The sequence below is a fragment of the Bacillus sp. J33 genome (assembly GCF_000518885.1).
Lineage (GTDB): Bacteria > Bacillota > Bacilli > Bacillales > Cytobacillaceae > Cytobacillus.
The window spans coordinates 60,051-79,571 of record NZ_JAEL01000009.1 but is presented as its reverse complement, the minus strand read 5'-3'; the positions used below and the strand labels follow the sequence as shown (position 1 = coordinate 79,571).

The 19,521-nt window shown below is 38.1% G+C and carries 20 protein-coding genes; 1 reads left to right on the top strand and 19 read right to left on the bottom strand.

Going from position 1 to position 19,521, the window contains the following annotated elements:
• Positions 1–7: 7 nt before the first annotated feature.
• The 19 genes from L634_RS0104440 to L634_RS30590 form a co-directional block, all read right to left on the bottom strand.
• Positions 8–823, bottom strand: a complete 816-nt coding sequence (locus tag L634_RS0104440; RefSeq protein WP_026581400.1) for a GNAT family N-acetyltransferase — start codon at positions 821–823, stop codon at positions 8–10.
• Positions 824–825: 2 nt separating this feature from the next.
• Positions 826–1,962 carry a M20 peptidase aminoacylase family protein gene (locus tag L634_RS0104435; protein ID WP_026581399.1) on the bottom strand — a complete coding sequence of 379 codons (1,137 nt, stop codon included), beginning with the start codon at positions 1,960–1,962 and terminating at the stop codon, positions 826–828.
• Positions 1,959–2,822, bottom strand: coding sequence for a MurR/RpiR family transcriptional regulator (locus tag L634_RS0104430; protein ID WP_026581398.1), 864 nt, complete (start codon positions 2,820–2,822; stop codon positions 1,959–1,961). The genes L634_RS0104435 and L634_RS0104430 overlap by 4 nt, the downstream gene beginning before the upstream one ends.
• 628 nt (positions 2,823–3,450) lie before the next feature.
• Positions 3,451–4,563, bottom strand: a complete 1,113-nt coding sequence (locus L634_RS0104425) for a Ger(x)C family spore germination protein (protein WP_026581397.1) — start codon at positions 4,561–4,563, stop codon at positions 3,451–3,453.
• Positions 4,563–6,035 (bottom strand): spore germination protein, encoded by a 1,473-nt coding sequence (locus tag L634_RS0104420; protein WP_034261938.1) that lies wholly within the window; start codon positions 6,033–6,035, stop codon positions 4,563–4,565. The genes L634_RS0104425 and L634_RS0104420 overlap by 1 nt, the downstream gene beginning before the upstream one ends.
• 365 nt (positions 6,036–6,400) lie before the next feature.
• On the bottom strand, positions 6,401–7,852 hold the full coding sequence (locus tag L634_RS0104410) for a copper resistance CopC/CopD family protein (RefSeq protein WP_026581394.1): 1,452 nt from the start codon (positions 7,850–7,852) through the stop codon (positions 6,401–6,403).
• 367 nt (positions 7,853–8,219) lie between these two features.
• A complete protein-coding gene (locus tag L634_RS0104400) occupies positions 8,220–8,450 on the bottom strand; it encodes a hypothetical protein (RefSeq protein ID WP_034261935.1) in 231 nt (76 codons plus the stop codon).
• A gap of 85 nt (positions 8,451–8,535) precedes the next feature.
• Positions 8,536–9,327 carry a prolipoprotein diacylglyceryl transferase gene (gene lgt / locus L634_RS0104395; protein ID WP_026581392.1) on the bottom strand — a complete coding sequence of 264 codons (792 nt, stop codon included), beginning with the start codon at positions 9,325–9,327 and terminating at the stop codon, positions 8,536–8,538.
• A 114-nt stretch (positions 9,328–9,441) separates the two neighbouring features.
• Complete coding sequence (locus L634_RS0104390; protein ID WP_026581391.1) at positions 9,442–9,645, bottom strand: SHOCT domain-containing protein; 204 nt, start codon at positions 9,643–9,645, stop codon at positions 9,442–9,444.
• Positions 9,646–9,651: 6 nt separating this feature from the next.
• Positions 9,652–10,239, bottom strand: coding sequence for a WD40/YVTN/BNR-like repeat-containing protein (locus tag L634_RS30595; protein ID WP_157452351.1), 588 nt, complete (start codon positions 10,237–10,239; stop codon positions 9,652–9,654).
• Between the two features lie 125 nt (positions 10,240–10,364).
• Positions 10,365–10,781 carry a hypothetical protein gene (locus tag L634_RS0104380; RefSeq protein WP_026581390.1) on the bottom strand — a complete coding sequence of 139 codons (417 nt, stop codon included), beginning with the start codon at positions 10,779–10,781 and terminating at the stop codon, positions 10,365–10,367.
• A gap of 6 nt (positions 10,782–10,787) precedes the next feature.
• On the bottom strand, positions 10,788–10,985 hold the full coding sequence (locus L634_RS0104375) for a hypothetical protein (RefSeq protein ID WP_026581389.1): 198 nt from the start codon (positions 10,983–10,985) through the stop codon (positions 10,788–10,790).
• On the bottom strand, positions 10,982–12,385 hold the full coding sequence (locus tag L634_RS0104370; RefSeq protein WP_026581388.1) for a sensor histidine kinase: 1,404 nt from the start codon (positions 12,383–12,385) through the stop codon (positions 10,982–10,984). Before L634_RS0104370 ends, L634_RS0104375 begins: the two co-directional genes overlap by 4 nt.
• A complete protein-coding gene (locus L634_RS0104365; protein ID WP_332249029.1) occupies positions 12,382–13,092 on the bottom strand; it encodes a response regulator transcription factor in 711 nt (236 codons plus the stop codon). Before L634_RS0104365 ends, L634_RS0104370 begins: the two co-directional genes overlap by 4 nt.
• On the bottom strand, positions 13,092–13,214 hold the full coding sequence (locus L634_RS34170) for a hypothetical protein (RefSeq protein WP_157452350.1): 123 nt from the start codon (positions 13,212–13,214) through the stop codon (positions 13,092–13,094). The genes L634_RS0104365 and L634_RS34170 overlap by 1 nt, the downstream gene beginning before the upstream one ends.
• Positions 13,215–13,262: 48 nt before the next feature.
• Positions 13,263–13,421, bottom strand: coding sequence for a hypothetical protein (locus L634_RS33275; protein ID WP_157452349.1), 159 nt, complete (start codon positions 13,419–13,421; stop codon positions 13,263–13,265).
• 850 nt (positions 13,422–14,271) lie between these two features.
• A complete protein-coding gene (locus L634_RS0104340; protein ID WP_026581385.1) occupies positions 14,272–15,450 on the bottom strand; it encodes a thiolase family protein in 1,179 nt (392 codons plus the stop codon).
• Between the two features lie 120 nt (positions 15,451–15,570).
• Positions 15,571–17,085: a class I adenylate-forming enzyme family protein gene (locus L634_RS0104335; RefSeq protein WP_026581384.1), complete on the bottom strand. Its 1,515-nt coding sequence runs from the start codon at positions 17,083–17,085 to the stop codon at positions 15,571–15,573.
• A gap of 222 nt (positions 17,086–17,307) precedes the next feature.
• Positions 17,308–17,901 carry a TetR/AcrR family transcriptional regulator gene (locus tag L634_RS30590; protein ID WP_051428223.1) on the bottom strand — a complete coding sequence of 198 codons (594 nt, stop codon included), beginning with the start codon at positions 17,899–17,901 and terminating at the stop codon, positions 17,308–17,310.
• Between the two features lie 197 nt (positions 17,902–18,098).
• Here L634_RS30590 and L634_RS0104325 point away from each other — a divergent pair, with 197 nt between their 5' ends.
• Positions 18,099–19,442 carry a short-chain fatty acid transporter gene (locus L634_RS0104325; protein WP_084028824.1) on the top strand — a complete coding sequence of 448 codons (1,344 nt, stop codon included), beginning with the start codon at positions 18,099–18,101 and terminating at the stop codon, positions 19,440–19,442.
• Positions 19,443–19,521: the final 79 nt, after the last annotated feature.

Genomic DNA, 19,521 nt, shown 5'->3' with positions numbered 1-19,521 from the left:
TTTCCTGTTAGTTGAGTTCAAGCCCATCTCTTTGGACCAATACATAGTAATGCACGAGTCCTTCATTTCCTTTTTTAAAACTGGTCATCGCATATCCATGAGCAAACAGCCGCTTCAGAATCTCTCTCGTTTTAAAGCGCCAATCCATTGCAAGTTCGTAATTTTGGTTTTTAATAGCCTGGAAGTTTGCGGGAACCGGTACAAGCACAGGACCCAATGAACCTTCCCAGTCTGTATTTAATAGGATCGGAAAATCGTCCTCCGACACGCCCCAGACGAATGGATTCTGTGCAGATTCTGATTCTACCTGCAGTGGTGCGTTCACATGTGAACTATTAATCCACCATTCTGCCTTTAATCGGTCCGTTGGCAGGCCATGATTCAAGCTGTCATCCATATCCCCATAGCAATTTTCCACATAAGTAGAACAGATGGCGCTGAGCTTGGCTAGATTCAAGTAGGCATTCCGGCTTTCAAGCGGATCGAATGTCCACGTGATCAAGTCATAGCCCATTTCGGAAGCCATCTCTTTCTGCTTCTGTTTTAATAGGGCACCCAAGCCTTTATCCTGGTGGTCAGGGTGAATGCCAAGCATGTGGGAGCACAGATAGCCAGTTCCCTTGTTAAAACCGGCAAACCCGTAACTGAAGCCAACCAGTTCATTTTCGTGAAAGGCTCCAAGCAGCAGTCCTCCATTCTGGGCCGCTGTAATGGTTTGATGGATAGGAAGCGGAGCCATATTCCAAATCTCATGTTCCAGTTTCTGAATTCGTTTCATATCTTCCGATGTCTTAAGAACCCTTAATTCCAAGGTAGAAACCATTGTTATTCCCCCTTTCCGTTACTCTCCAAAGTATGCAGTATCGTACTTGCCAGGATTTCGATTCCTGAATAGATGGCTTCCCGATTAAATGTCATTTTCGGATGATGAAGCCCCGGCTGCAAGTCACAGCCCAATCCAAGCATTGTGGCCTTAATATTCGGTTTCTTCAAGGTGTAAAAATGAAAATCCTCTCCGCCTGAAGTGACGATCGGATCCTTTAATTGTTCCTTGCCAAGGACATCCACAATGGCTTTCTCCATAAAATGCTGCGCCTCTTCGCCTACCTCTGCAGCGGCCACATTCGCTTTCGTTTCCAATGTGATCTTTACACCATATAATTTCGATAAATATTCAGTAATCGTTTCAACTTTTTCAGACAGAGCGGCAATCACCTCATTGGTTTGTGCCCGCAGATCCAGGCTGAAGGAAGCTTTGCCCGGAATGATATTGCCTGAATTACTGCCTGCATGGAACTTGGTCATCTTCACTGTATAAGGAACCATCGGATCCAGATGAATGCTTTTAATTTCGTTCACTAAGGATGCGCCAATCTCAATCGCATTCTGTCCCAGATGCGGCCGTGCGCCGTGAGCGTCTTCGCCAATAATTTCTCCTGTGAGGAATCTTGCTGCACCATGATAAATGGCTGCGGATGCTTCTCCATCACGAATCTCCTGAATAGGCCTAAGGTGGACACCGTATAAGTAATCCACATCATCCAATACACCCTTTTCGATCAACTTCAAAGCACCTGTCCCTTTTTCCTCAGCCGGCTGAAAAATGAATTTCAGTTTCCCTTTTGAAGGGATTCCTGCTTTTTGAAGCAGAAGCATCGCTCCAAGCGCCATGCTCATATGGGCATCATGGCCGCAGGAATGATTGGCCTGAAACTTGCCATCCACCTCCTGCCAGAGCGCATCCATATCCGCTCTCAGTGCAACACATGGACTGCCTTCCCCAACCTCGACAACTAGGCCCGGACAATCTCCAAACACCTGAACATCAAATCCCCTGTGCTCAAGGAACGTCTGCAAATACTCCGTCGTTTTATATTCCTTCCAGCTGATCTCGGGATTTTCATGCAAATGCTTAAAAACACAATCAATCACAGGTTTTAATTCTTCCATGTATTCTCTCAATCCATCTTCCCTCCCGGCTGAATAAAAAAGTGATCATTATCCAGCTTTTCATATTGTTCTTTCCGTTTTTGGAATCGATCCCTGTCCTTAATAGAAACACCTGCAATAACTGCGTTCAAAAATGAAAACAAGGCTGGTGCCGCATCAATCGTCGATTTTTCCGATGAGTGTATATGAAAAAGCAAATCCGCATATTCCTTGATCGGTGCGATACTCGAATCCGTAATCCCGATCACAAAAGCCCCCTGCTTTTTCGCCAGCTCCGCCAGCTTAATCGTATCCTTCATATAACGGTCAAACGAAATCGCAATAAATGTTGATTCCTCATCCATTTCACTGGTTGTCAGCAGCAAATCATCCGTATCCGGCCGGATTAGCTTTGTATTGCCTCGTACTACTCCCAGTGTGAATGCCAGCCAGCTTGCAGCCGAAAAAGAAGATCTCAAACCGGTTACATAAACTGTATTCGTTCCAATTATACGATCCACCAATCCATCAAAGTCTTCCTCACAAATATTGTGAATGGTCTCGCGTATATGGTGGCAATCCTTCTCCATTGCATTCGCAAAGAAATGAGGCTTCTCCGCCAGCTCCACCTTGCGCGTGAAATACTGGCCAAGCGTGCTATTCGTTTGCAGCAGCTGCTCGCGAACCATCTTTTGAAGCTCCGAATAGCCCGAGAGGTGAATCGAATAGCAAAAACGAATCACGGTCGTTTCACTAACCCCGATTCTTTTGCCAATCTCGCCTGCTGACTTCACCGCAAAATCCTTTGGATGATCCAGCAAATACTTTGCCGCTTTCTGCTGGCCTTTGGAAAGGCTATTAAACTCTTTTTCTATGGTTTCTTTTAGCATCATGTAGTGGTCACCTTCGAAATGAAGTTTGTGCTGTATTTTTGTAATTTTTGAAGTCTTGGCTTCGTTTTTAATAAATTACCATAGATTCCTTTTGAAAACAATCATTATTCTGAAAATTTTAAAATAAAAAAATGGACATCTAATGAGGTGCCCACTTTGAAAATATTTTGGTTTTAATGGGTTCTTGGGTCGCTGGATTATTCATAGGGAAACTTGACTTGGAAATCATGCAAAAAGAATAACATTTACTTTCTATTCATTCTCACAAAAAGAATATCCATAGATTACAAAATTGGCGTTAATACTAATTGAGCAGTCATTTCTTGCATTGAACCTTTTTAAGTTTCAGTTTTATAAAAAATTTTGATCATTTTCTACCTCCGTTGCTCCACAAGCGCGCCATTAAATGAAATAAGAAGGTGCAATAAAATACCACTTTTTTCATCTATCACATAATTGAGTTTGTGATAATGTTGATTTACTTATTTACAAACCCCTCCCAATCTTCAGCATCCTTGAACAAACTTTATCAAAAAATGATTCTAAATGCAGACTCATTGTCTTTATTTTCAGGCATTTGTGCACTTGGAATACCCTGAAGAACTGAAGACGTAGAGGAAGGTGAATACTATTTTACATCCCCTTCATAATCAATTCGAACCTTAACCTCTACCTTTTGCAACGAATCTTCTTGTAACGATTTCAATTGATCAATGGACCATTTTTCAGGTTCAAATCGATAAGGGATTTCAGCCAGACCAAAAACATCATGGTTTTCATTGATTCCTTCTATATAAGTCTTTTTGATCTCTTTTTTCACTTCTTCTTCTAATATGGATTTTAATTGTGGAGTCTTAAAGTGCCCATCATTTTGAACTACATTTGCTTTGAGTTCCAGATTTATTTGAAAGGCTGGCTGAGTACCTGGTAACGTTTCAATATCGAATATTGCATCGTTGATATCAAATGCAACCACATGATCATCCTGTTTGGTTTGAACATGAAATTTCTTGTATTCTTTATTCGTCCATCGGATGCCCCTAAGACTCTCCTTATTCAGAAAAACCGTTTCTTTATTCTGCTCAAGCACATATCCTCCATCAATTACAACGATCTTTTTAGGTTTCTTTTCACTCCAGTCTGATTTATTTATAGAAATGGAAGGAATGATAATAGAACTAACCTTTTCGGTATAACTTGATAAAAATTGATGATAACGAACCACCGGAAAATAACTATTTTCATCAATTAAGGATTCCGGATAGTAGATTAGGCTATAGACAGGAGGCAAATTAAAAAAGCTTTCTCCCTCCAAAATCGACATCATATCTTCTTTTGTTGCAAATACCCATGTATTATAGCGGAAAAATGTACTTCTTGATATTAAGTCTTTGAAATTTGACAGTTTTTGTTTCATAACTGAATCGCTTAAAATAATATTTTTAATTTGACCATAGTGGAATGGTAATGGAGAAGTTTCTTCCAGGTTTCTAAGTGCTTGTTCAAACGAATTGCCTTTTCCTTTTCCTATGAGAGAAGGAGGTGCTTCCTGCAGAGCTCCGCCTTCTTGTTTGGCGATGTTGGCAAAACTTAGGGATTGAGTATAGACATAATATTCATCGTCTTTAAAATCAAAAGCTAATACAACAATATAATTCTGACTATGTGGTTCGACAGTTCCCCAGCATCCTTGAAGGGGAAGAATCGTTAGCAACAAAAGTAAAAAATGAGTTTTTTTCATTATTCATCCTCTTTACGGTCCTCGTCTATAGGCTGATAGGCGGTATTTCTTTTTTTATTCCATTTATCAGGAATTCGGAAATACGTTTTTACAAAATCACTTATGATGGGTTTGGCCAATATGGGTACATACGGCTGCTCAAAGCTTTTTAATGAGACAAGATAGCACGCTAAAAATAGGAGGCTCAAGAAAAATCCGTAGAGACCCAGCATAATCGAAATAATTAATATAAAGTATCGGAGGATCAGGATATTTCCGGACAAACTCTGATTAACAAGGGTGTAGCTGGAAATGGCCGTAATCGCTGTGACAACCAGCATGGTAGGAGATGTAAGCCCAGCACGAATGGCTGCATCACCGACAATTAATCCTCCTAATACAGCCACCGTCTGCCCTACAGCTTTTGGCAGCCGGATACCTGCTTCTTTAAATAGTTCAAATAAAATAAGCATAATAACCATTTCAAGACCAGTAGATAAGGGAAGCCCCAAACGCGAGGTTGAAACGGTTGCCAGCATTGGATAGGGAAGCTGGTCCAAATGGTGAGTATTAAGGGCAACCCAAAATCCCGGTAAAAATATGGTAGTCAATAGTGCTACAATACGAAGAATTTTTTCAACGCTTCCATAGAAAAAACTAAGATGCGAGTCTTCAGGCGAATTTAATAAAGCATTTAAACTGGTAGGGCCAATAATACAGCTTGGGTTTCCATCAACTAAAATGGCAAATCTCCCTTGGTTCATTGCGTCAACAACATAATCGGGACGCCCCATATAATCTGTTAGTGGAAACATTGACCATGTTTTATCATATAAGTGTTCTTCAAGCTGATTACTGGATGTTAAAATGTCGACCTCAATATTTTTTAATCTTGTTTGTATTAGGGAAAGAATGTTTTGATTTAGAACATCTTCCAAATAAATGAGATAGACTTTAGTGTGACTTCGATTACCCAGGGTATACTGAATGCTTTTTAATGACGTTGTTTTTAATCTCTGACGGATTAGCGCAATATTATCACTGATGCTTTCAACAAAGCCGTCACGCGGTCCGCGAATCGAAACCTCCGTATTTGATTCCTCGGGAGTCCTTTTAGGTATATTAGAGGCATCTACATAATGGAAAGCCTGATCGTTCGATTTTATAAAAATAACCACTGATCCGGCAAATACCCTTTCTTCAAATTCCACTTTAAAGTTAGCGGTATCATGGGCCGGAAATGTAAATTGATTATAATCCAGTGTAATGTTATCAGCTGTTTCATACAAAATCAGTTCTTTTCGTATACGAGGAATCACCGTTTCATTTAAATATTTACTATCTGTTAAGGACTGATGATAGATAAAAATAATGTCTAAAGAATCATTGTTTTTTGTTTCGAATCTCATTTCTTTTTTCTGAATTTCAGAGATGTTGTTTATCCATAAATCTATCTGATCATAGGGATTTGTTCTATATTTTCTCACTGGCATGCTGATCCCCCCCTTGCTTCTTCCATAGAATAATGATTAAAAATAGTGAAATAAAAGCAATCAGGAATATAAGACTAGATGGATAGTAAACATCATTTAAAAGGTGAGCAAATTGAACTGGTTTTACGGGTATATATGCAGCAGCGAATAAAAGAAAATAAATGACGAATATGGGCCACTTTTTGTTAAGGCCAAATAAAATGTAATTGGATAAGAATATACTTAAGCTAATCCGAATAAAAGCACCGGATAACCATTGGAAAATGGAGAGGAAATCTAATCGAGTTATATACCTTCCGAATGATAATAATCGCCATTGTTCATAGGTTGGATTCAGCATATGACTGGATTCACTGACATTGAATTCAGCAATTGCACCTGTTAAGGGGCCAAATAAAAATAATTAGCGTTGCTGTTATCTTCACCGCAATGGCCTTTCCCCACTCACTTTTGATGAAACTATTAATTGAAAAAGAAGGGACATATTGATTTGTCATATATATTCCAGTAACTATAATGACCACTAAACTTATAAATGCCCATTTCGAGTAAGTTGGAAGAGTTTCTTTTAGTAATTCCTTTATTTTTTCTTTTTTAGGAATGGTTATAATTGCAAATAATCCTCCAATCCAAATCGATGCTGCTAATAAATGTACCGCATTAACAATGACTGATAAATTTCCGCCATAGCGAGGATATGCAGCATGCCCGGTTATAAGAGGCATTAGCAGTAATGCAATTCCATAAAGAAATAATTTAGCTTTTTTAAACAGTATTCCAGTAAAAAGCAGAACAATTTGCAATATAGGTATCCATACAAACTTTAATGATAGAAATTGTGTTAATGCGAGGCTTTCTAATTCCCCCTTTTGGTCTATTAAAACAATAGAGATACCAAATATGACAAAAAGCAATAAAACAGAAGAAAGCTTACGCCATTTTAATAAATTGTGTTGTTTCAATATTACTGAATGAAAAAATGTACTGCCAAATAAAATGGTAATCCCCATAAATTGCAGCCAGTAACCTATTTGTTTAAATCCCATATTCTCAAACCAAATGGATTTTGCTGGTTCGCCCGCATTTAGTTGTTTTATGGGTGTAAACTCATTTACAGCAAAGTAAAAAACATCAAGAATATCTGGTTGATTTCTACCATCTAAATTGCTCGGATGTGCATACCACGTTACTTGGTATGTTCCTTGTGGTAATTCTTCAGCAAACTCAATCATTATATGATTAGGGTCATTGGGATCTGCGAAAGGTTCTTTTGTACTAATAGATTGCTGTTTGTCATCAAAGACACCAATAGCAGTTATTTCAGTTGGCTGATTAAACCAGAGATCCATTTTCTGAGGAGAACCCTCTACAATCTCACCATCATCTGGCGAGTATTTAAGTAATTTTAACTCCTCTTTCTTTTGTCTGTCCTCTTGTTTTTCCACCTGGAAATTTAATTCTTCTTGCAGGACAAAACCATCTAATGCGATTACGTTTATTTTTACAACATAATGACCAGCTGGTATTTTTTCAGTTAAGGTAGCTATTATATGAGATTTATCGGCGAGATCGGCCACTGTTTTTTCTAAATCAATCTGATTTCCGGAAGCATCCTCCAGCTGAATAGATTCAGAATGTAAAACGACAGGATCCTGAAACCACAATTCAATCGAAGATGGGCTTTCTGGCAGCTCTTCCCCTTCTTTTGGATATGTTTGCTGCAAGGTCGAATGAGCAAATCCTGATGATCCTGTCATCAGAAACTGAATTAAAAATGAAAATATTAATAAAGTAAAAATATGACGATAAACCAGCAAAAAACTTCCTCCTCAAACGTTAAGAGATTAAATATGAAAAGGCAACCAGATTTCGGCTGCCATTAGGATGTGATTTTTTGATTTGTATCTTTATATTTAGAAATAGAGATTACATTTGCTTCTTTAAATGATTTCATTTCATCCATTAGCTTCATATTTTGCTCCTGTAGATTTTAACTTGCATGGGCAATGACTTCATGTCGTCTGCTGAATTATTTACCTGTTTTGAATGACAATCCTCCAGTAAACATTCCCTTCATGCAGAACAGCATCATTAATGTACGTAGCAACTATAGTAACCATTCCATCATCTTTATCCCTTTTGCTAATTAGTTTAAAAGACCTTCAGCAGAAGGTCTTTTAGACTTTACAATGATGTGTCTTTCACTTCACTATCATCACTTGATTCCATAAATTCTTCACAAGCCTTCATCATTTTTTGCCCTTCAGGAGAATTCATTGCTTCCATCATCTTCGTCATGCCTTTACCGCTCATCATATTCATCATACTGTCTGGTTTTTCCGCAAAAGTAAACTGGCCAGCCACAAGCAATGCTGCTAATGCAAAAGATGAAATAAATGCAATTTTCTTTTTCATCAAGATTACCTCCTTTAGTTTGATCAAGGCAATTTTAGATTATAAGTTTGAAGAAAGTATGGAGAACTTCCAGTTTTAAAAGACTCTATTTTGGCAATAATTGGTTCCTTCGATAAAAAATAATCATTACACTGCTTAGAATTAACATAATAGAAATAAATTGCGCCATTCTTAATGTTTCCGTTAACATCAGACTATCTGTCCGCATTCCTTCAATAATGAAACGCCCAATAGAATACCAGATTATATAGCTTAAAAATAATTCACCTTGGCGAAGGCTGATTCTCCGTAACAATAGCAGAACGATAAATCCAGCTATATTCCAAATGGATTCATATAAAAAAGCAGGGTGGTAATATTGTCCGTTAATAAACATTTGATTAATAATCAGATCAGGTAACTGCAAGTTCTCAAGAAATTCTCTGGTTACAGGCCCGCCATGTGCTTCTTGGTTCATAAAATTTCCCCATCGGCCTATTGCTTGCCCTAAAATAATACTAGGAGCTAAAATATCAGCTAACTTCCAAAATGAAACACCTCTTTTTTTAGCAAATACAATAGCAGTAAGGGCAGCACCAATAAGCGCTCCGTGGATGGCAATACCGCCTTCCCAAATAGCTATAATCTCACCTAAATGATTAGAGTAATATTCCCATTTAAAAATGACATAATACAGCCTTGCACTAATAATAGCAATTGGAATAGCCCACATCATTAAATCTATAATAATATCTTTATTGAATCCTGAACGTTTTGCCTCTTTTGCAGCTAAATACAGCCCTATAAAAATACCAAAAGCGATAATAATGCCGTACCAATAGACTGTTATGGGGCCAACTTCGAATGCTATTCGATCAATTGGCTGAATTGTGTCCACCTTAGGTAACCTCCTATTTGTAAAAGGGGAAAAATTCTCTCCTTTAGTCTGTTTCCTGTAGTTCATTTTCAGCAAGACTACTAACTTAATTTTGATTAATTATGAAGGTTACGATCAATCTTTCAAGAGATTTTTCTTTTCGTTATATTCCACTGCATCAATCTCTCCACGCGCAAAGCGTTCTTTTAAGATATTAATAGCATTGTTGGATTTATTTTCAAATGGTTTCATGATCAATAATATAAAGCCGTAAATAGCAAATCCAATCAAAACAATCCAAAACAGCATGCTTAACATCATTCCATAACCCATCATCATAAATAATTACTCCTCTTCATCTGATTTAAGATGAATCCCCTTACCCTTTTCAGCTAGTTGATTCCAATTTCCACCAAGATCTTTTGTCATATAGATATCTTTTTCAAAGGTTGTCAATATGACCTGTTTTTCGTCTATTGGATTAACTGCAATATAGGCTATTGCATTTTCTCCACTCAATGATGGGATTGAAAGTGCTGTTTCTTCATTTGTTTCAATATTAAATTTTGAAAGAGTAAATTCATTAGAAACACCTCCAGCAAATAATTCGCCTGTTTTAGAAAACGAAACTGCTGTTATTGGAGAGTCTGAAATGGAATCAAATGATTGACCGTAGTCATGTGAGACAAAAAGACCTTCATTCGTTCCTAAAGCAACAATGGCTTCATTTGTTGGATGTACGGCTATTGTTGAGATTTGACCACTTAGACCTTCCATTTCACTTTTTGTCCAAGTTTTTGTATCATCTGTTGAGTAATACAAGCCAGTGTCATCCATTCGTGAATTTTCTTGCGGATTTATAACATAAATTGCATGAGAATTATAACCTGCAGCCATTCCATGGAAATCAATTTCCCCGTATAAATCTAACATCTCTAGGGTTTTGCCCACAAATGATGGATCTGAAGTTTATGTACCTGCACATGATGGCTTAAAAGTATTTAAAGACGGTATGTGGAGTCATGCAGAGGGTGAAAAACATGACTATATGGGCTTTTCTATGGTAGATGATGGTTTTTACAGCAGTGGACATAACCTAAACCATGAATATGCATAAACTCAACTTTCTTATCATTTGTATCATCGCTTAATAGTACAAATGCACCTGTAACAATAAAGGATATTAGGGATATAAAGGAAACCCACTGGCTTATTTTTAAGCATTTGTTTAACTTATCTCTTCTGATTCTTCCTTCTTGTTTTTGTACATTCACTGTCTTTAAACGACTCTTAACCATAAATAGTACAATGACCCCTGCAATTAATAAAATGGCTGAAATAACAATGCCAGATGTTAAAAATGGATTCGTAACGACTTCTTGCCGATGTTCTTCCTCGGTCCCATGTGCAAATACACCAGCCGGAATTGTAAATAAAGATACGATTAAAAATGTAAATAATGATTTTAACTTCATAAAAATTTATCTCCTCTTTTTTCTATTCCATAAGAAAAATACACCTATCAAAATAATAGGGATTGCCATCCATAAACAAACCTGAATAAACGTTCTTAAATAAACAGTTAAACCTTGCTCAAACATTAATGAACCAGACATGGTTAAACAGATTAGTCCAGCTGCAATTAAAAAAATGGATAAAACCACTTCCATCCTTTTCACTGAGCATCCCCCTTATCGATTGGGAATGTAAGCTCAAAACATGTCCCTTTTCCAACTTTACTTTTTACTGAAATGGTCCCGCCTTGAAGTTCAACGAGATGTTTAACAATCGCCAAACCAAGCCCAGTTCCCCCGAATTCTCTTGATCTTGATTTCTCAACTCGATAAAATCTCTCAAATAAAAAGGGAACATCTTCTTTTGGAATACCCATACCAGTATCTTCAATCGTTAACCTTACAGTAGTTGAATCACTTGATAACTTAACTTTAATTAAACCTTGCTTTGTATATCGAATGGCATTTTCAATTAAATTAATAATGATTTGTTCCATTCTTAAACCATCAGCATATATAATCGGAAAGTCAGGCAATCTGTAAAAATCCAATTGTAACCCTTTTTCTTTGGCTTTCATTTGCGTCTTTAAAAGTGCATTTTCGACTACTTCAACCAAATCTACATCCTCAAAAAGCAATTCAACTTTTCCTTCCTCCATTTTAGATAACTCAAATAGATCATTGACCAGTTTAGACATTCTGCCTGCTTCTTGCTGGATGATTTGAAGATATTGCTTTTTTTCTTCTTCAGATTGATATAGATTATTTTCTAATGCATTTGCATAACCCTCTAGATACGTAATGGGAGTTCGCAGCTCGTGCGAAATGTTTGCAAAAAATTCCCTTCTGTTCGACCGATATCGGTGTAATTCAACAGCTAAATCATTTATAGCAATTGCCAGTGAGCCGATTTCATCTTTTGTCCGTATAGAAACTCTAGCATTTAAATCACCTTTTGCGATTTTACGAGTTGCTTTCTCCATTTCCAAAAGTGGGTTTGATAATTTACGTGATAAGATAAAGGTAAAGCCGAGTGCTAAGAAAATAGCGCCTATTCCTGCTAAAATTACTGACTTTTCTATTATATCCACCGATTTATACATGTCTTCGATTGAAGCTAAAACGAAGATTCCGCCAATGAACACCTGATCAGAATAAATCGGCTTTCCAATACTTAAATAACGTTTATTATTTATTTCATCGTAATACTTGTATTGAGTAGCTGAGTCATTTGCCAGCAAGTTAATCTTATCTGAATTGATTTTTTCTCCTTTAGGCAAACTTGGTACTCCTGAATTCGCAACAACGATTCCCAAGTCATCAACGATTACGATTTCTTGATCAATCATGGTTGCAAGCAATTCGAACATTTTAAGGTGCTGTTCATCCAATGAGTTTATCGAGCCTGCATAACGATCTGACAAATGATCAATTTGTTCCTGTACTTTGCTAAAATAAAAACCAGAAAATATCTGATTCATTATAAAACCTAATGGGAGTAAAATAGCTAAAACTAAAAGTAAAATACTTGAACCTAATTTTACAACAATACTGTTCCACTTCATTGCCCATCTTCAGGGGCTTGAAATTTATAGCCCTTTCCCCAAACTGTTTTTATTGGATTAAACGAAAGATTATGTTTCCGAAACTTTTCCCGCACATTTTTAACATGAGAATCAACTGTACGAATATCAAGAACGTCATGAATCCCCCAAATGTGATCCATAAGCATATCTCGTGTAAAGATTGTTTTTGGATTTAACACAAGAAGCTGAACAAGATCATATTCCTTAGGAGTTAACTCTAAAGCGATATTTTTTATATAAACTTGCCTTTCTTTTTGATCTATTTTCAAATCTGATAGTTGAATAACCCCATCAGAGACTAAATTAGATTCTGATGATAACATTGAACGCCTAATAAGAGCTTTAGCTCTAACAAGTAATTCTTCTGCGTTAAAAGGCTTAACAAGGTAATCATCGGCACCAACAGTAAATCCTTGAACCTTGTCCTTTATTTCTCCTCGCGCTGTAAGCATAAGGATTGGAACTTGACTTGTTTTTCTTAATTTTTTACAAACTTCCCAGCCATCCATTTCAGGCATCATTAAATCTAGTATCACTAAGTCTGCTTTCTTCTTTTTAAGTACACCAAACGCTTCTGCCCCACTTGAAGCTTCTGCGACTTCAAAGTAGGGAGATAAATGAATTTTGAGTAAGTTCCTCATGTTCCATTCATCATCAATCACTAAGACACTTTCCTTTTTCTTCACTATTTCACAACCCCTGTAACGGATTTACCTGGAATGACATCTTTTATCAATTCCTTCCTTGCCCATTTAAAGAAAATATAGCCAATCATTGTTCCCTGCACGACTTCCAGTACCGCTTTCATAATGATGCCACCTGTTCTTTGATCTTCTAATTGATAGATAAAAACAGCTTAAATAACTACTAAAACCCCGGCTAAAATAAAATTCCATTGATCAAATACGTCAATTGTGCTGCTTTGATCATCAGTGCCATTATGGGCTAAAACACTTTTTGTTAGACTAAATATAGAAAATAATAATACTCCAATGAATACCCTAATTTGTTTCATCCTTTTTCCCTCTTCTGCACTATTTAATTTTTACCAGATATATTTGAAGAAAATATGGAGAGTCTATATTGTCCAATAGGTAATTGCATCCAATAACAGCAAATTCCTTTACCTGCCAGAAGATCATCTCTATATCTTGGTAAAGCATGAAAAATATGTTGTCCGCCAACCTCGCCAAAATGCCAACCAAGATTAAATCACTTATTATTATTAAATTGGATGAAACAGGGAAAATGCGGCTTTTTGGACATACTATATATAAAGTATGTTCCTAGGAGTGGTGACCATGAGGAAAATGTATAAATTAGCGGACCTATGTTGGGACGGATTAACTTTAAAACACGTTTCTCACAAAGGGATCGTTATTCCTTATGTACTATTTTTTATGATTACATTCATTTTTGAGCTGTTTTTATCTGGTTTGTTCCTCTTTTCTTTTTATCTATTCAGTACATATGGATATAAACCTGATATTCAATACTATATGAACGCTGTAATTTTAATTTTTATGTTAGTGATTACAGTTCCATTGCTAATGACCACAATGAAAGTACACAATAAGCTTCTAATGAAAAAAAAGTGAATATACATGGTTGATGAATCAGCGTATGAACATGCTTGAGCGTGATCATTAAGCTTTTTTCAAGCGTTTTTTAATCGATAATATGACAAATAACAGGATGGGAATGACGAGCTGAAAGGGAATATGCATATACCAGGGAACAAGCTTTAATCCCACATATATGTGTTTTTATAGCCCAATTACGGAAAAAAACACCAGGCATTAAACGAACTAATGAACTGGTGTTTCCTTTTTATAACTGACAAAATAACCAAAGAAAGGAAAGGTTTAAACCTTTTCTAACAACAGGGCAATCCCCTGCCCTCCTCCTATGCAAAGGGAAGCAATCCCATATTTCACATTCCTGTCATTCATCTCCACAGCCAGTGAATAGCTAATTCTTGCTCCGCTCGTTCCCACCGGATGTCCCAGAGCGATGGCTCCTCCATTCACATTGACGATTTCCTGATCCAATTTCAGTTCTTTTATCACTGCCAGTGATTGTGCAGCAAATGCTTCATTGATCTCAACTAAACCAATATCATTCCAGCTCAGCCCTGCCTTTTTTAAAGCGATTTGCATGGCTGGGACTGGGCCTATTCCCATTGTTTCTGGACCCACACCGGCAATCCCCCAGGAGACAATGCGTGCCAGCGGCTTTTTGCTGTGCTTATTAGCATAGGATTCACCTGCGAGAACAACGGCGGCAGCTCCGTCATTGATTCCGCTCGCATTTCCTGCCGTTACGGTTCCATTCTTTTTAAAAGCCGTTTTCAGGCTGCTCATTTTTTCAAAATTGGTATCTGGACGAATGTGTTCATCTTGATCTATCACAGCTTCTTTCCGTTTTTGCTTAACAGAAACGGGTACTATTTCTTTAGCAAAGCGGCCGGATTCCGAAGCACTTGCGGCCCTTTTATGCGATTCAACTGCAAATTGATCCTGCTCTTCTCTCGTAATCGAATAACGCTCAGCTAAGTTTTCTGCAGTCACTCCCATACCGCAGCCAATATATGAATCTGTTAAAGTTCCCCACAGCATGTCATCAACCGGGGGAGCACCTCCAGGAGATCCCCAGCGTGTTTGGCGCAGAACATGAGGGGATTGGCTCATGTTCTCTGTTCCGCCAGCAAGCGCAGCCTCCGCGTCTCCATGCAAAATCGTCATGGCACTTGAGACAATCGCCTGCATCCCTGATCCGCACAGGCGGTTTACAGTTAATGCGGGGGTACTCTGAGGAATGCCGCTTTTCAACCCTATATGCCGTGCTAAATAGGAAGATGATTGATTCGTATGAATCACATTGCCAAAATTAACATCCTTGATATCTTCCTCTGATACCTGACTTCGTTTAATGGCTTCCTTTGCCGCATAAACAGCAAGATCAATATCGGTTATGTCCTTAAACGACCCTCCGAATTCAGTAAAAGGTGTACGTGCACCATCAAGTATATAAATTCCTTTCATGAAAACTGCCTCCTTTAATTTCTATTACCTGCCGCCCGAAACGCTGATATCTTCACCAGTTATCGCCTTTGATTCCCAAAAGTTTCCCCCTTTTAATAAAATAATCTATTGCTCTATTATTTATTTTCTTAATAAATTCTTTTGGATTTTCCCAATCGAGGTTCTTGGGAAGTCCTCGGCAAACCGGAACTCCTGCGGAACTTTAAAATAGGATAGACGTTCTTTACAGAATTCATTAAGCTCATCGGAAGAAACCTGTTTTCCTTCTGAGCATCTAATATAGGCGATAACCGCTTCTTCCCTTAAAGAATCCGGTTCCCCAATCACGGCACATTCTTCAACGGACGCATGGCTTGATAGAACATTCTCTACTTCAATCGAAGAGATATTTTCTCCGGCGCGTTTGATCATGTCTTTATTGCGGTCAACAAACCAGATAAAGCCCTCCTCGTTGTAATAGCCCTTATCCCCTGTATATAGATAGCCATTTTGCAGGGTTTTGGCAGTCGCTTCAGGATTCTTATAATACCCCTTCATAAGGGACGGACTTTTGATGATAATCTCTCCGACCTCTCCCGGTCCTGCCTCTTCCCCGTCTTCTTTTATAATTCTCACATCCTGGCCAAGTCCGGGCTTGCCAATCGGCACGATTCCAGATTCAGGATCAGTCATCATCTCTTCATGCAGTGGGGTTACGATGTTTGTCGTGATGGATTCGGTCATTCCATACCATTGATAAAGCTTCACTCCGAACCTTTCCTGGAACTTTAACAGATCCTGATAATGAACAAAAAGACCGTATCCTGCCTTTTGAAGTGTATGTCCCTTCTCACTTGGATGCTTTGGGCACTCAAGCAGCATCTTGATGACTGTTGCCACCAGGCTGGAAACGGTCGGCCTGTATTTCTTGACATCATCCCAAAAAGTGGAGGATTTAAATCGTTCCAGCAAAATAATGGTTCCTCCGACAGCAAGCATTGCCATGGATGTATAGTATTGCGAATTCACATGGAATAGCGGCAGAAAGACCAGGTAGCGGTCTTCTGGAGTTAATTGCTGATACAGAACAGCAGAATGTCCGGCAAATAAATAATTCTCATGTGTAATTAACACACCTTTTGGTTTTGCAGTTGTTCCGGAGGTATACATGATGCAGGCAACATCACCAGGATAGATAGGCTGATCCGCCGGGGTGAATTGGCATTTCTCTTTTTCTCTGCTCCAGTTCTCTTCATCCTTTTGAATAAAAAGCAGAGATTGCTCTTCCGCAACCATCAAATGCTGTTCATTTACGAGGTTTCCCTCATAAATCAGCCCCTTTGAATCAGAATGGCTTAAGAAATATTCAAGTTCAGATGGTGTAGAAGCAGTGTTGATCGGCAAAAGTACGGCTCCGATGGCTGCACAGCTAAACCAGGTCTCATAAAATAAAGGGGAATTGGAAAGGAAAGCAGCAACAGTATCGCCTTTTCGTATTCCTTTATCCATCAGCCAGCCTGCCATCTTTTCTGTGCGATTGAGGAATTCATGATAAGTGATCGTTTCATCTTTAAAAACAATGAAATTCTTTTCAGGAAATCTCTCAGCTTGTTTTTGCAGCAGTGAGTGCAATGTTAAGTTTCCATAGGTAAGCAAATAGACCACCTTCCCTTTTGTATACGCTTTCAAAAAACCAGAGGATTATATAGACTATAGTCTTTAATATTATTTTTACAGACTGCAGTCTATGCGTCAATATTTTTTATATTCAGAAATTGTTTGTTTTATGTTCTTTCAGCTAGAAATAATAGATACCTGCACATTTCTATCTCAAAAGAAAAAGGCACCTTAAATGGGGGCCTATTAACTCCATATCTATTATTTTTTTAACCCTCTTATCACCGCATCAAATAAAAAGCTCTGCTCTTTTTGCAGTGAAAAAGATCCTTTATTGATGCCCCAATCATATAGGATTCCTCTTATGGTTCGGGCAAATATATCAACCATTTCGTCTGTGGAAAGATCTGTTCGAAGCTCCCCGTCTCGTTTTCCTTCGTCACATAACCTTCTTAGGATTTGGTAAAGCGGCCTGTCAGGTATTAAAAAAAAGCTTTCTGCTTCAACATTGAGCTCATGCTCGTAAATGGTTCTAATAACGTCCCAGCCAAGATTTATCTCGATATACTCCATCTGCTTAAAGAAAAACCACCGGAGTTTTTCCTCGGCAGAATGGAATAAATGAAATTCCGGCTCTAATTTCTGTACATAATACTGGTCAACTTCCTGAAACTTTTCAAAGAAAATATCATGCTTGCTTTTAAAATGATTATAAAATGCCCCTTTGGAGGTTTGGGCTTTTTCAATGATCTCATCAACCGTCACATTACTGAAGCTCTTCTCCTGAAACAATTCCAAAGCAACATTCAAAATTCTTTTCTTCGTCTCCAATGCTTGCAGCTGCCTTTTATTCACCCGACAATCATCCCTTTTCAGAAAATTAAAAATAAACTTGACAATTAGACTGCGGTTTGTAAAACTACACTCATAGACTATAGTTTATATAATCTCAAGTGATACCTGCTTCGTCAACCTGTTTTCTGCGAATATGTAAGCGCTTTTTTAAAAGTCTAATACCAAGAAAATAAGAATCAAATTAAAGGAGGATTTAAATGTTAAGAACCATTTCGCAAAGCTTTAAAGTTGGTGTTGAAAAGTATTTACCCAATGCATTCATTTTTGCCTTGCTTCTTACCCTGATTGTTTTGGCTATGGGCATGGTCATGACAGGCGAAAGCTTCTTTGGCATGATTGAACACTGGTACAACGGTTTTTGGGGGTTTTTGGCTTTTACTACACAAATGATCTTAATTATTATTACGGGTTATGCGCTTGTTAAGGCACCCCTTGTCCAAAAATGGGTTCAAAAAGGAGCGACCATTCCAAAAACCCAGAAGTCAGCTATCATTATTACCATGATTGTCGCTGCTGTTGGCGGTTATTTAAGCTGGGGTTTAGGGTTTGTATTAGGAACGCTCTTTGCAATGGAAGTAGCAAGAAACGTCCAGACAGCAGACTTTCGAATTCTCATAGCAGCAGCATACACCGCAACGATTGCCATACTCCCAATCAGCATTACATTAACAGCACCTCTCCTAGTGAATACTCCACAGCACTCCTTAGAAGAGAAAATTGGCCTAATACCATTAACAGAAACAATCTTGAGCCCGACTATGCTGTTTGTCGCATTAGCCGGATTGGCTGCTGTCATTTTTGCTTATATTAAAATGATGCCTAAATCAGATGAGGCCATTCCTTTTAATAAAAACGATGAAATTGCAGCCAGCATGGAAACATCACCTGCTTCACTTGAAAATGCACCAAGCCTGGCGGAACGCTTGGACAATAGCAAAGTATTAAACTATCTAATCGTCGGGATAGGTGCAATCTGGCTATTTATGTATTTTTCCAAAAATGGCTTCAATCTTGACCTTAACATCCTGAATTTTGGCTTTATCATCCTTGGATTGGCCTTACATGGCTCTCCCAAGAGCTATATTAGCGCCATTACCAGCGCCATGCCATCAGCCGGCGGCATCGCCCTTCAATTCCCTTTTTACGCTGGAATCATGGGTATGATGATTGGTTCAGGTTTAATTGTCATGATTTCAAACGGCATTGTGGCCATTTCAAACGATTTCACTTTCCCCTTTTTCAGTCTATTATCTGCCTCAATCGTTAATATTTTTGTGCCATCAGCTGGAGGCCAGTGGCAAATCCAGGGCCCTATCATGGTAGAAGCTGCACAAACGATGGGAATCCCTGTATCAATAGCTATCAACACAGTCTCAATTGGGGATCTAGTAACGAATTTACTGCAGCCATTCTTTGTGCTCCCGGCTTTAGGCTTGTCAGGATTATCTTTAAAAGATATTTGGGGATATTGCTTGGTTTCGCTTATTATTTTGTTTGTTATTGCAGTAGTTGGGGTTACGTTTATTCCGATGGTGTTTTAATTCAATAAAAAATTGCCTGCCCTATTTTATAATGAGGGCAGGCAATATCATTTATGATTCTTCTCCTGATTCTTCCATC

Bases quoted from the DNA above. Each gene is read 5' to 3' on its own strand.
- L634_RS0104370 (WP_026581388.1), bottom strand. From the start codon at position 12,385: ATGAAGTGGAACAGTATTGTTGTAAAATTAGGTTCAAGTATTTTACTT.
- L634_RS33275 (WP_157452349.1), bottom strand. From the start codon at position 13,421: ATGAAACAAATTAGGGTATTCATTGGAGTATTATTATTTTCTATATTT.
- L634_RS0104420 (WP_034261938.1), bottom strand. From the start codon at position 6,035: ATGCCAGTGAGAAAATATAGAACAAATCCCTATGATCAGATAGATTTA.
- L634_RS0104390 (WP_026581391.1), bottom strand. From the start codon at position 9,645: ATGATGATGGGTTATGGAATGATGTTAAGCATGCTGTTTTGGATTGTT.
- L634_RS30595 (WP_157452351.1), bottom strand. From the start codon at position 10,239: ATGTTAGATTTATACGGGGAAATTGATTTCCATGGAATGGCTGCAGGT.
- L634_RS0104325 (WP_084028824.1), top strand. From the start codon at position 18,099: ATGTTAAGAACCATTTCGCAAAGCTTTAAAGTTGGTGTTGAAAAGTAT.
- L634_RS0104340 (WP_026581385.1), bottom strand. From the start codon at position 15,450: ATGAAAGGAATTTATATACTTGATGGTGCACGTACACCTTTTACTGAA.
- L634_RS34170 (WP_157452350.1), bottom strand. From the start codon at position 13,214: ATGAAAGCGGTACTGGAAGTCGTGCAGGGAACAATGATTGGCTATATT.
- L634_RS0104380 (WP_026581390.1), bottom strand. From the start codon at position 10,781: ATGAAGTTAAAATCATTATTTACATTTTTAATCGTATCTTTATTTACA.
- L634_RS0104430 (WP_026581398.1), bottom strand. From the start codon at position 2,822: ATGATGCTAAAAGAAACCATAGAAAAAGAGTTTAATAGCCTTTCCAAA.
- L634_RS0104425 (WP_026581397.1), bottom strand. From the start codon at position 4,563: ATGAAAAAAACTCATTTTTTACTTTTGTTGCTAACGATTCTTCCCCTT.
- L634_RS0104400 (WP_034261935.1), bottom strand. From the start codon at position 8,450: ATGAAAAAGAAAATTGCATTTATTTCATCTTTTGCATTAGCAGCATTG.
- L634_RS0104440 (WP_026581400.1), bottom strand. From the start codon at position 823: ATGGTTTCTACCTTGGAATTAAGGGTTCTTAAGACATCGGAAGATATG.